At 40.2% G+C, this 13,014-nt stretch carries 14 protein-coding genes; all 14 read left to right on the top strand.

Annotated elements, in window-relative coordinates:
- Nucleotides 1–1,374, top strand: a 1,374-nt coding sequence (locus LC033_RS15610; protein ID WP_226570008.1) for a terminase large subunit, incomplete at its 5' end; no start/stop codon positions are given.
- Nucleotides 1,375–1,389: 15 nt separating this feature from the next.
- Complete coding sequence (locus LC033_RS15605) at nucleotides 1,390–1,584, top strand: DUF1056 domain-containing protein (protein WP_202734453.1); 195 nt, start codon at nucleotides 1,390–1,392, stop codon at nucleotides 1,582–1,584.
- A 2-nt stretch (nucleotides 1,585–1,586) separates the two neighbouring features.
- Complete coding sequence (locus LC033_RS15600) at nucleotides 1,587–2,882, top strand: phage portal protein (protein ID WP_226570005.1); 1,296 nt, start codon at nucleotides 1,587–1,589, stop codon at nucleotides 2,880–2,882.
- Nucleotides 2,839–3,555: a head maturation protease, ClpP-related gene (locus tag LC033_RS15595; RefSeq protein WP_226570003.1), complete on the top strand. Its 717-nt coding sequence runs from the start codon at nucleotides 2,839–2,841 to the stop codon at nucleotides 3,553–3,555. The genes LC033_RS15600 and LC033_RS15595 overlap by 44 nt, the downstream gene beginning before the upstream one ends.
- A gap of 37 nt (nucleotides 3,556–3,592) precedes the next feature.
- Nucleotides 3,593–4,873, top strand: coding sequence for a phage major capsid protein (locus LC033_RS15590; RefSeq protein WP_226570001.1), 1,281 nt, complete (start codon nucleotides 3,593–3,595; stop codon nucleotides 4,871–4,873).
- A gap of 27 nt (nucleotides 4,874–4,900) precedes the next feature.
- The gene (locus LC033_RS15585) at nucleotides 4,901–5,299 is read left to right on the top strand and encodes a collagen-like protein (protein WP_226569999.1); all 399 of its coding nucleotides are present in this window, start codon (nucleotides 4,901–4,903) and stop codon (nucleotides 5,297–5,299) included.
- Nucleotides 5,300–5,311: 12 nt separating this feature from the next.
- A complete protein-coding gene (locus LC033_RS15580; protein ID WP_226569996.1) occupies nucleotides 5,312–5,614 on the top strand; it encodes a head-tail connector protein in 303 nt (100 codons plus the stop codon).
- Nucleotides 5,604–5,918, top strand: coding sequence for a phage head closure protein (locus LC033_RS15575; RefSeq protein ID WP_226569994.1), 315 nt, complete (start codon nucleotides 5,604–5,606; stop codon nucleotides 5,916–5,918). Before LC033_RS15580 ends, LC033_RS15575 begins: the two co-directional genes overlap by 11 nt.
- Nucleotides 5,918–6,322 carry an HK97-gp10 family putative phage morphogenesis protein gene (locus LC033_RS15570; RefSeq protein WP_226569992.1) on the top strand — a complete coding sequence of 135 codons (405 nt, stop codon included), beginning with the start codon at nucleotides 5,918–5,920 and terminating at the stop codon, nucleotides 6,320–6,322. Before LC033_RS15575 ends, LC033_RS15570 begins: the two co-directional genes overlap by 1 nt.
- Complete coding sequence (gene gp17, locus LC033_RS15565) at nucleotides 6,319–6,717, top strand: tail completion protein gp17 (protein WP_226569990.1); 399 nt, start codon at nucleotides 6,319–6,321, stop codon at nucleotides 6,715–6,717. Before LC033_RS15570 ends, gp17 begins: the two co-directional genes overlap by 4 nt.
- A gap of 2 nt (nucleotides 6,718–6,719) precedes the next feature.
- On the top strand, nucleotides 6,720–7,334 hold the full coding sequence (locus LC033_RS15560; protein ID WP_226569988.1) for a major tail protein: 615 nt from the start codon (nucleotides 6,720–6,722) through the stop codon (nucleotides 7,332–7,334).
- Between the two features lie 56 nt (nucleotides 7,335–7,390).
- A complete protein-coding gene (gpG, locus tag LC033_RS15555) occupies nucleotides 7,391–7,735 on the top strand; it encodes a phage tail assembly chaperone G (RefSeq protein WP_226569985.1) in 345 nt (114 codons plus the stop codon).
- A 206-nt stretch (nucleotides 7,736–7,941) separates the two neighbouring features.
- Complete coding sequence (locus LC033_RS15550) at nucleotides 7,942–12,375, top strand: phage tail tape measure protein (RefSeq protein WP_226569983.1); 4,434 nt, start codon at nucleotides 7,942–7,944, stop codon at nucleotides 12,373–12,375.
- The coding region (locus tag LC033_RS15545) for a phage tail domain-containing protein (RefSeq protein ID WP_226569981.1) at nucleotides 12,376–13,014 on the top strand (639 nt) is incomplete at its 3' end. It abuts the gene before it with no gap.

Below are 13,014 nucleotides of genomic sequence, written 5' to 3'. Positions count from 1 at the left end.
GCCAAGACACAAAGCCTTGCTTGTGTGGGGTCGTTTGAGGCATTCGCAAACGATGAATACATGTCTGAGGTGTATATTGGTGCAACAAAAACCGAGCAAGCCAAAATATGTTGGAATGAAATTAAAGCTCAAATCAGCAAGTGTGATTTGCTTAATGTACCTGAAAAAAAATACCGGGTCGCCTATGGACAAATAGAACACCTTAAAACGTTATCGAAAATTGAGGCGCTATCTAAAGATGCAGGGAAAACCGGGGATGGTTTCAACCCTCAATGCGGCATTATAGATGAATACCATGCTCATAAAACCTCTGAAATCTATGATGTTCTATCATCAGGGATGGCCACAAGATCACAACCACTTATGATGATTATTACGACAGCTGGATTTGAGTTAAATAATCCTGCTTACCGAGTAGAGTATCAATATGTTTCGAAAATTGTTGATCCAAACAATGTAGAAACAAACGATCAATACTTTGTCATGATTAATGAACTTGATCCAGATGATGACATCAAAGATGAACGCAATTGGATTAAAGCAAATCCTATCGTTGCAACAAACGAACACGGATTAAATTTCTTGCGTGGTGAGTTAGAAGTGGCTCTTGCAGTCCCAGAAAAAATGCGTAATTTCTTAACTAAAAACATGAACATCTGGGTCAATATGCGTGATGGTGGATATATGGATATGCAGGCTTGGTCAGATTGCGGGAAACATGAGAGTATTCCTGACCTTTATGGTAAAGAGTGTTATGTAGGCATCGACTTGTCAAAACGCATCGATTTAACTGCAGCAAGTTTTGAATTTCAACTTGAAAACGGTATGTATTATGTGACTTCACATGGGTTTATGCCGGAAGACACATTTCATGAGCGTATGAAAACAGACCGTGTCCCTTATGATCTATGGGTCAAGAAAGGCTGGCTTACGCTTACTGATGGTGCGGTCGTTGATTACGATTATATACGTGCCTATATCAAACGACTTGAGGAAGAAAAAGGTTGGAAAATTAAAGAGATTGGTTATGATCCGTATAACGCCACACAGTTTGCGCAGCAGATGGAGGCTGATGGCTACGTCATGATCGAGATTAGGCAAGGGGTGCAAACTTTGTCTGAGCCAACTAAAGATTTCCGTGAAAAGGTCAAAGCACGAAAAATCATTCATGACAACAATGATCTATTAACGTGGGCGATGGGGAACGCTGTGACAAAGATTGATGCGCAGGAGAACATCATGCTTGATAAATCAAAATCGACACAACGTATTGACCCAGCAGCTGCACTTATAAACGCTCATGTAAGGGCTAGTCAAGTAAATCAGCAATTTGACTTGAACGAATATATCCAGTCTGGTCAATTTAGTTTTTAGGAGGAGAGCTGTTGAATGAAAGAGTGGTCAAAATACTTAGAGGATGTTTTCCTTATACTTGGAATGGTTTTGATAGCAATTGCATGTTTTAGAATTTCAGTAAATACCGGGCTTTTTGTCTCAGGTGTTTTTTTTGTTTTCACTGCTTTTTTAATTAGCAGAATCACCCTGAATCAAAATAAAGAAGATGAAATAGACAGGGGTGAATGAATTTGTTATTACGAGGACGACCAAAGATTGAAAATCGTGTAGCGGAAGAAGATAGCGGATCTCTATTGAGTCCTGCTAAGTGGTTTCGGAACATATTTGCAGGTGTTGAAACGTCATCAGGGGAGCATGTCTCTTCTGAGAATGCGATTTTGCATCCAGATGTGTACGCTTGCGTGAAAGTGCTTGCCGAAGATGCAGCCAAACTCCCTATAAAATTATTTCAGAGCAAAGAAGGAAGCGTAAAGACTATTCAAAACGACATTAGCAGGATGATTTTGCATAAGGTAAACCCGTATATGACCAGTTTTACGTGGAAAGCTCTTGTCATGTTGAGAATGGCAACGTGGGGAAACAGTTACAATCGTCTTGTCTATAATCGTGATGGGGATGTGGAAGCCATTTACCCACTAAATCCCGAATCAACAAATACAAATATTGATCCGGATACAGGGAAAGTTTGGTACTCAACAACTATCAATGGGAAATATGTTGAACTGCACTATCATGAAGTACTGCACTTCAAGAACCTATCTTTAGATGGCATTGTAGGTCAAACGCCTATATCTGTTATTCGAGATAATATCGGATCAAATAGGGCTGCCACAAAATTCAATGCTAAGTTTTACAAAAATGGTGGGGCGCCGTTTGGTGTAATCAAAACACCGTCTTTGTTGAATAGAGAGAGTAAGAAGGTTCTTAGAGATGATTGGGAAGAAGTCAACGCAGGTCAATCCATTGCGGTACTTGATGCGGGTCTTGATTATTCACAAGTAACAATGCCTATGAAAGATGCTCAATTCATTGAATCTATGAAATGGAATCGTCAGCAAATAGCCTCCATCTATAAAGTGCCACCTCATAAAATTGGAGAATTGGACCGGGCGACCTTTTCGAATATTGAGCAGCAGTCTTTGGATTACGTGAAAACAACCCTGCAGCCTATCGTGACAAATATTGAACAAGAATTGAACGATAAAATCCTTACGCCTGCTCAATTAAAAGAAGGATTTTATTTTAAATTCAATTTAGAAACAGAACTACGTGGAGACAGTAAAACAAGAGCTGAATTTTACGAAGTCATGCAGCGTGTCGGGGCATTCACTATTAATAAAATTCTAGAAAAAGAGGATATGACAGGTATTGGTGAAATCGGTGATGAGCATTTTGGTAATTTGAATCTAGTTCCCCTTTCAATCATGAAAGAATATCAGTTAAGCAGGGTGAGTAAGAGGAATCTGAAAGGGGGTGACGGAGATGAAGAAAAACAAGAAGTATTGGAACATGAAGCCACTGAATGATGTTTCTGCAGAAATAACTTTGTATGGTTCCATTACTGGAGAAGGTTGGTTTAGTGAAAGTTCTTCTAAAGCATTTCAAGCAGATTTGAAAGATTTGGGCGAAGTCGCCGAAATTGATCTTTATATTAATTCACCGGGTGGTGATGTATTTGAGGGACAAGCAATTCACTCGATGCTGCAGCGGCATAAAGCGAAGATAAATGTTTATGTTGATGCACTAGCAGGAAGCATAGCTTCTGTCATTGCAATGGCTGGCGACACTATTACGATGCCGAGTAATTCAATGATGATGATCCATAACCCTTACATGGGTATGATCGGTAATGCTGCGGAATTTAGAAAAGCTGCAGAAGACTTGGACAAAATCACTGATAGCATCGTTTCAACCTATTTGGCAAAGGCGGGAGAGAAACTAGAAGAATCGACCTTGCGTTACCTTTTAGATAATGAAACATGGTTAACAGCTGATGAGGCGTTGCAATATGGTTTAGCTGATGCAGTCACGGAGGAAAAGAATGTTGCAGCACAGATAGATGAAACCATTGTTTCTCAGTTCAAAAACGTACCTGCTAAGATCGCTTCAAAACTATCCAAAGAACCTGAAAATCAAGAAAATACCATAAGCTTGAAACAACAACAAAATGCCATACATGCAGCACTCCTAGAAATTTAGGGGTGTTTTTTATGGGAAATTTGAGGAGGAAACCATTTTGGGAAAATCAAAAACACACAACAAATTGTTACGTCTGCCTATCCAATTCTTCGCTAAGGAAGGTATGACAGTAAAAGAAAGAGAACTCCGCCAAGCTTTAGCGGAAAAGCGTGATAAGATCATGGCTCTAAATGATGAGGGGAAGGTTGATGAAGCTAAAACAATGCTTGCTGAGGCACAGGTTTTGAAAGAACAAATTCAAAACTATGAAGAAATGCGAAATATGTACGTTGATTACGGTGATGAGGATCAGCAGGATGATCAGGGTGTTAATTCACAGATTGTTTCAAACGATGTCAGCGGTAAACAAGTATTAAATCATACAGAATTATTTGCAGATGCCATCATAAAAGGTAGGGCACCAAAACCATTGGCTGCAATGAAAGAGTCTGTGGATGAAGATGGGGGCTTAATTGTTCCAGAAGATATCACCACAAAGATCAACGAAAGACGACGTCAATTTGATACGCTGGCTAATCTGGTTGATGTTATTCCAGTTGGCACAAATAAAGGTGCAAGAACGCTTGAAAAGAATGCTGATATGCAGCCTTTGGTTGATATTGATGAATTAGAAGATATTGAAGAATTGGAAAATCCAAAGTTTGAGAGAATTAAATACGACATTAAAAATCGAGCTGGCATTTTAGTTCTTTCAAATGATCTATTGAGTGATACAAGGGAAGCACTCATGCAATTCTTAGTCAATTGGTTAGGGAAAAAATCGGCTGTTACACGCAACGTGAACATCTTGAAAGTATTGAACAAATTAGACAAAAAAGCTGTTTCCACCACAGATGACATTAAAGACATCACAAATGTACAGCTTGATCCAGCTATTAATGAAACTTCGGTATTTGTCACAAACCAGTCAGGATTTAACTATCTTGATAAGTTAAAAGACAACCAAGGAAGATATCTTTTGCAGCCAGATCCAACAAACAAAACAAAGAAACAATTATTTGAAAAAACAGTACATGTAATTTCTAATAAATATCTTCCGAATGGTGGTACTAAAACAAAACCTAAATATCCACTGATTATTGGTGATTTGTTTGAGGCTGTAAAACTCTTTGATCGACAACAGTATTCCATCCGATCTACTGATGTGGGTGGCAAAGCGTTCTACCGAAACTCAACAGATGTACGAGTTATCCAAAGAGATGATGTCGTGCTTTGGGATGATGAAGCTGTTGTATTTGCTGAATTTACTGGAATTGAAGTTATTGATGAAAAGCCACCTGAAACTGATGAAGACAAAGCTGTAGACGCTGGAAAATAAATAAAAATTGAAAGGAATTGATCTATCATGGCTAAAGATTTTTTGAATGAAAGTAATGGAGTATACACATCTGCAGAGGCTGGGCCTGACGGTAAACCTATCACGCCTGTTTCTATCAGAGACAACAGCGAGGAAAACCCCCTTATTGTTAAGGGATTGAAAGGTGATCCCGGTGAGCAAGGCCCTCAAGGTCCAAAAGGAGAAAAAGGTGATCCAGGAGAGCAGGGTCCAAAAGGTGATAAAGGCGAGGCTGCAGTGATTGAAACAGATTCTATTAAAAATGAACATCTAGGTGATGGTTCAGTTAATTCCCGGACAATCGGGAAAGGTAGCGTTAAATGGGACAACATCAATTCAGAAGTACAGAAAATGATCACTGATCTCCAAGAAAAAGTTGAAGCATTTGAAACACAAAAATCTGAATAAAGGTGATGCCGGATGACAGAGGCAGAACAAAAAGAGCTTGAAAAAGCAAAAAAATACCTCCGCATTGATGGTGATGCGGAGGATGATTTGATTTTACATTTTATCGCTGCAGCAAAAGAGTACATCACGAATGCAACGGGCCTGAAATTCCCTAACAATTTAGCGCAAGCAGAGCTGGCGGTCATGTCATTTACAACTCATTGGTATGAGAATAGGCAAATATCAGGCACAACCTCCAATCTTGACGGGGTTCTCACAACAATGATCAATCAACTTAAATATGTCGTTGTGGATGGTGAAAAAGATGCTGAATGACATGAGACACCGCATCCAGTTTCAGCAGAAAAAAGAAAAGACTCGTTTACCTGTCGATGGTGACAACGGTTGGGAAACCGTGGTTGAATGCTGGGCCAAAGCAGAGGGATTAAATGGCGCTGAATATTATGCTGCAGCTGCGATTCAAAAAGAACATACAATCAAATTCACCATTCGCCACAGGGAAGATATTGACGATCATATGAGGCTCTTATTCAAAGGGAAAACTTACGAAATTGAGTCTATATTACCGAATTATTCAAGGCTTCATTTCCTCACAGTTAGGGCAAAGGCGGTGAAGTGATGTTTAATTTACAAATCGATGGCTTAGAGGAATTAGAAAACGCCATTGGCAACATGCAGAGAAAGGTCAGTAAGATGCATAAAGAAGCTCTTACAGCTGGCGCAACCGTGATAAAAGATGAACTTCATCCAAACACACCAAGATCCGACAAAGGCCAAAAACACATGCAGGATGATCTTGATATTACGCGGCTTCGTACTGATGGAGAAGGGATAAAATATGTTGCGGTTGGTTGGCCGAAATCAAAGTCACGTAAGGACACGAAGTGGAGAATTCATTTCCCTGAATTCGGCACCTTACATCAGCCAGCGCAAAAATTCTTTACGCGTACTGTAGAAGCAAAATGGGACGAGGCTATACGAAGAGTAGCAGATAAATACCGACAGGCGCTGAGCAAACTATGATCAATCAAAACTTAATAAGGCGTGCAGATACTTGCAAGAATGCCATTTTTGAAGCGTTGGAGAATGATCCAGCGCTTTTGTCTTTAATAGACAAAGGTGACATCTATGAGCTTGCAGTGCCAGAGGGTACAAAGTCGAGCCCGCCGTATGTTGTGCTGCAAGAAATCAACTACAAACCGATCAAATGGGCTGATAACAGACCCATACAAGATAGCGCAACCTATCAAATAGATGTTTATCACAATGCCGATCCGCAACCCATTATGGCTGCAATCGGGGATGTGATGGAGCGTTTAGATTTTACGCCCACTATACCCATCAATGACTTTTTAGAGAAAGAGAGATTGATAAGAAAAGGGTATCGTTTTGAAAAAAATATAATACTAGGAGGCTAACTATGGCTGAGTACAGTTCAGTAACTGGTTTGGAAAATGTTCAGTTTGCACCATTGCAAAAGCAAGGTAAATTCTATGTGCCAACTGAAATTTTAAAATACGAATATGCAATCAATATGAAGGTGGAAACTGAGACATCAACCGAAAAGCAGTATGCAGATAACAAACTGGTGGATTTAGTGGTTTCAACTGGTGCCACAAAGCTTGAAATTGAAATGCGGGATCTACCTATGGAAATCCTTGCGAAACTATTAGGTATTGAACAAAACGAAAACGGACTTTATTTGTTCAAAAAGAACATCATCCCACCATGGGTCGCAATGACGTTTGAAGGGCCAAAAGCAAACGGGAAGTCACGTCATGTCGGCTTATTAAAAGGTCGTTTTTCTTTACCCGGTGATGAGTGGAAGACGAAGGAAGAAAAAACAGATTTCCAAACGATTAAATTATCAGCGGAATTTGTTGATCGAGAGCAGGATGATCTTTTCAAAGTTGTTACTGATGAAGATGCTGAAAACTTTAATCTTGATGCATTTTACAAGTCGGTTTTTGGTGATGCATACAAAGATGACAAAACAGAAAACAGCAGCAGCGTTGATATTGGAAAAGGTGCTTAAGAGGGCTGAAAAGCTCTCTTTTTTAATTGGAAAATAAAAAATAAGGGGGAGTCACTATGACTCAAAAACAAATTTCTATCTCTATGTGGTTCGAAGAAGAGAAAAAACACAAAACATTCATTGCGCCAAGAACTAACGCAAAAACACTCTATGAGGCTTTTGAGTTAGATGAAAAAGCAGCAGCAGCGGAAAATGCAAAAGAGATTGTTAAAAGCATGAATGAACGAATCAAATTCATTGTACGTGTATTTCAGAATCAATTTACTTATGATCAGTTTCTAGAAGGCTTTCAATCTTTTGAAATTGCGGATGCAGTAAGAAAAATCATGATGGAAATCATGGGATTTAAAGTGGCGGAAACGCAGGAAGAAAAAGATTTTTTGCCCGACATGAAGGCGTAGATGAGCCTTTAAAAAACGGAAAAGATCAATTAAATAAAATCTATACCAAATTACTTGAGCAAGGCTGGAAGATGCATGAAATTGATCAAATGGATATTTTTCATTTCTTAAAATTGAACGCAGAAGCGAGCAAAACAAAAGAAGTAACGATAGATCAAATATTCTAAGTCTTGAAATCTTCGTCAGGGAAGCGGGGTGGTACATAAATGACTCAAGCAATCGGCAATATGATCGCCAAAGTCAATCTGGATGACTCAGGTTTTAACAGAGGTATTACAGGGCTTCAAAGACAAATGCGTCTTGCTAATTCTGAATTTAAAGCTGCTACTGAAATTTATAAGAATACCGGCAATCGAGCAAAAGAATTGCAAGCCAAAGTTGACGGACTTAACAATAAATATCGTATTCAGGGTAAAGTAGTAGAAGAGCACCGAAAACGTTATGAACAATTGGTAAGAGAAAAAGGGCGTGATAAAAGAGAAACACAAATTCACGCTCGAAAACTCAACGAATCCATCGCTGTACACCAGAAGCTAGAAAAAGAGCTTCGGCAGGTATCTAAAGAATTTGAGCAATTACAAAGCACAGGAAATAAAGCTGCTGGTGTTTTTTCTGTTTTTAAAAAGAATGCTGGGGAAGTATCAGAAGAGTTGCAATCTGTCTACTCTGCTGCGGGAATGGCAGGGAAGGCATTAACAGGAATTGGTGTAGCCGGAACCGTCGCAATTGGCGGTGCGGTTAAAGTGGCTGCAGATTTTGAGAAGGCAATGAGTAGGGTCGGTGCTGTGGCAAACGCATCATCTGGTGAAATGAACCGTCTTACAGAAACTGCGCGTCATTTAGGGGCTACGACAATATTTACAGATGGTCAAGTCGCAGAGGGAATGCAATACCTTGCAATGGCTGGTTATAAGACAAACAATATCATTGGTGCCATGCCGGGCTTGCTTGCTACTGCGGCAGCAGGGCAAACAGATTTAGGTGTAACGTCAGATATTGTATCTGACATTCTCACAGAGTTTCACATTGCCGCAGAAGATACAAACCGGGTCGCTGACGCAATGACTTACACATTCACAAACTCTAACGCCACGCTTGAACAGATTGGTCAAACGATGAAATATGCGGCACCAGCTGCAAAAACAGCAGGTGTCAGCATGGAGGAACTAGCAGCTGCGACGGGTATTATGGCGAATAGTGGAATTAAAGCTGACATGGCGGGTACGGCGTTACGATCTACGTTAACAAGACTGGCAGCACCTCCAAAACCAGCTGGTAACGCTATTCACGAACTTGGTCTTAGTATTACTGACGCAAACGGCCGTATGAAACCTTTATCGAACATTATAGATCAGATTAACGAAAAGACGAAAAACTATACAGAAACCGAAAAAATCCGTATCGCAAAACAATTGGCTGGTCAACATGCTTTATCTGGTTTTATCACCTTGCTTCATGCAGGCGGTGATGAAATTGATAAATTCACCAAAGAAATAGAAAGCAGTGGCGGTATTGCTGAAAAAGTTGCAAATGATCAAATGGATAACCTTGCGGGGTCTATGGAGTACCTGCGTGCAGCTGTCAACAACACAGTTATTTCGCTAGGAAATCAATTTATTCCTGTGATTCGTGCAACTACAGATGTTTTAACGAAATTCCTTAACTGGTTTGATCATCTGCCTCCATCTGTAATGCAAACAATTGCCGTTACTGGTGCAGCTGTAACAGCTTTTAGTCTTTTAGGCGGAGCTTCTTTATTACTATTAAGTCTCATTCCCCGAATGGCAGAGGGATGGCGAGTGTTGCGAACTGCCGGTACCTATTTAACGGGAACTGTCAGGGGATCGTCAGCAAGTCTAGGTGTTTACACAACACAAGTTACTGCAGCGGGTGTCGCTTCACGAACTGCGGCGACTGGTATTAACACGGCTGCAGCTTCGACCGCTGCTATGTCCACCCGGATGAGTCGATTACAACAAAACACGGGTCTAGCGACTACCCGAATGGGGCGTTTAAATCAAACAACCACAAGAACCTCAAGGACAATGCGAGGGCTAGGTGGGGCTTCTAGGATCGCTGGCGGCGGTTTAATGATGTTCGGGGGTCCAATGGGTATGATCGGCGGTCTTGCGCTCTCATTTCTTCCTGAGATACTTAAATTCGGAAAAGGTATAGCCATGGCGGGTGTAAACGCCGTGAAAAGCGCAGGAGGATTTTTGAAACTTGCAAAAGGTGGTTTTGGGCTGTTTAACATCCTTAAAAAAGGTGCAGGTGTTGTAAGTTTACTCCGAGGCGGCTTATCTGTGCTTGGTGGTCCTGTAGGCATGTTAATAACGGGTGTCACGCTTCTAGGCGAAGCAGGGTTTAAATATTATGACAACCTAAAAAAACGCGTCTTACCAGCAACGATAGATTTTGGTGATAAAGTATCTGAATCCACTTCTAAAGCTATAAATGCTTATAAAGATATGGAGACAAAAGCCAATGCAAAATTAGACAGCCTTTATCGTAATCAAACAAAAATTACAGATGATTTAGCTAAGGATATGACTGATAGGTTCTCCGAGATGGCAGGCACGTTGAAAAAAGGTTACCAAGACAGTGCTGATAAAGCTTTAGATGTTTTGGGTAAATTCTATGCGGAAAATGATGCTCTTAAAGATAAAGACGAGAAGGGAATTCTTAAGAGCATCAAAGAAGGTAATGAGAAGAAGCAAAAGGAAATAGAGAAACACGAGAATAAAGTAAAAAAAATCTATGAAAAAGCAGCTAAAGAACACCGTGAATTGACTAAAGAAGAATGGAAAGAAGTCAAAAAACATACACAAGCAATAAATAAAGAAATTAAAACGGCTCTTACAAAAAGCAAGGATGAACAAACACTCATCTCTAAAAAGCTAAAAGAAGAGTCGTCTAATTTGTCTGCAAAGCAAGCAGCTGCCACAGTGAAACATAGTAAAGATGCCAAGGATAAGGTTATTAGTAATGCCAAAAAGGAAGCAGCTGCAGTTATTAAAGAGGCAGATGATCAACGTTATGTCAAAAAAACGATTACCAAAGAGCAACATGATGCGACCGTTAAAGCTGCAAAAGATCAAAAAGACAAAACAATAGACCAAGCTAAAAAAACTCATAAAGGCGTTGTTGAAGAAGCAAAGAAACAAGCACAAGGTCATATCGATCAAGTTGATTGGGAGACTGGCGAAGTGCTAGATGGATGGAATACATTCCTTGTTGATTTAGCTGGTGTCGTTAATACGATTACCGACGGTATTAATAAAGTTCTTGAGTTTATGCATATTCCTACAATCCCAGAGTGGAAACCTAAAGGATACGCAAGTAAAAAGGAAGGCGCCAAGCATTCATATGCCAAAGGTACTGACTATCATCCGGGTGGTCGTGCGCTTGTTGGTGAGGAAGGATATGAACTTGCTCACACTCCCGGTATTGGAACATACATGGTTGGAGTTGGTGGTCCTCAAATTTGGGATTTACCCCGCGGAACATCAGTCTTGCCACATGACGAGACAAAAAAAATCGCTTCACAGGGATTACCGGGTTATGCTGGCGGCGTTGGCGATTTCTTTAAAAAGGGCATTAAAAAAGCTGGTGAAGTAGTCGGCAAGGTGAAAGATTTTGGATCAGATATGTTTGATCTTGTAATGGCCGGACCAAAGAAAATCATCAGCAATATATTCGGCGGTCTTATTCCCTTTAAATCCGGCAAAGGGATAGACGGTTTAGGAACAGGTATTTTAAAAACGATTCAAAAAGGAGCTTTAGGATTTCTAACAAAATCGTTAGGTGATTTTGGAGGAGACGGAGGGGCATTCAAAGGTGTAGGTGGTAGTGCTGCGGTCAAAAAGTGGGTTGCTCAAGCAATTGCTATAAAAGGTACTTCGCCTTCATTCTCTAAAGCGCTAGAAACTATTGCGATGAGGGAATCAGGTGGAAATCCAACGGTTGTGAACAATTGGGATAGTAATGCTAAGGCTGGTCATCCATCTCAAGGGTTAATGCAGTTTATCCCTTCGACTTTTGCAGCGCATAAAGAAAAGGGATATGGAGATATTAGAAATCCAGTTCATCAGATCATTGCTGCGATTAACTATCTAAACAAGCGTTATGGCGGCATCTATAATCATCCGGGGTTAAAATCTATGGCGCGCGGTGGACCTTACATCGGTTATGCATCTGGTGGTGTCATTGATAATCATCAAATTGCGCAGCTAGGGGAGAACGGCTGGCGCGAATATGCAATTACCACTGAGCCAAAGTATCGTAAACGCTCTTTACAGTTGTATTCTAACCTTGGCAAAGAGCTTGGAGTGCCTAGTTTTGGGGATGGTATGATCTCCACGGCTTTACAGATGCTTGATCGCATTAGTAACAAAGGAGACAAGCCTCAGAGCAGGCAGCAAGATGGATCTGACATGAGACAGATGATCGAAAACCAAAACAAACAAATTGGCCTTATGTCTCAACAAATAGACCTGTTGTCTCAAGGATTAATGATGATGCAAAAAGGCTTTGAACAATTAGTCTCCAAAGATAGCAACAACTATATGGATGGTCGAAAGATTGATCAAACGACTGGTGAGCGCTATAGACAACAAGCATTTATGAGTGGGGTGAGGTAGATGGAATTGTATATTGATTTTAACAATGGTTTGGGTGAGCAGAGTCTCAGTGATTTGCTTCCTCATTTTCATCCATTAAGTCTGACACCTGCCTCACCAATTGTTGAATTTGAGACAGTGTCATTACCACGAATTAACGGTATTGTACTGCCGCAACACCCGCGGGATGTGAAGTACAAAGAAAGACAGATTCAGCTTGAAATATATATGAACTCAATCATTGCTGAAAATTTCTACAGCTATAGAAGTGAGCTATATGCTTTATTAGTTAAACCTTTCCCATATTACATTTCATGTGATCTATTTCCAAACAGAAGGTTTTTAGTGACATGTGATGGGAATTTTACAGTACCAAAGGAAAAAGAAAAAAATCACGTTGTTTTTAGTGTGGAATTTATGGATATGTTGGGGACTGCTGAATCAAAAAGCACATCACTAAATGCTCAAACATTTGAGGGAGAACGATGGAGTCCCAGTATGAATATAGAGATGCGTGATGACTTGGAATATTCATTTAAGAATAAGAAAACGTTCAGCATCTATAACATTGGGGATTTTAGAATCAATCCTTTACGGCATGATTACCAAGTGACGTTGAGAGCTAAAGGAAAAGGTGTAACGATCATCAATCATACGACC

Origin of the sequence: Bacillus stratosphericus (assembly GCF_020524495.1) — a bacterium.
GTDB lineage: Bacteria > Bacillota > Bacilli > Bacillales > Bacillaceae > Bacillus > Bacillus stratosphericus_B.
The sequence above is the reverse complement of the archived record's forward strand: the minus strand, read 5'-3'. Positions and strand labels throughout refer to the sequence as shown.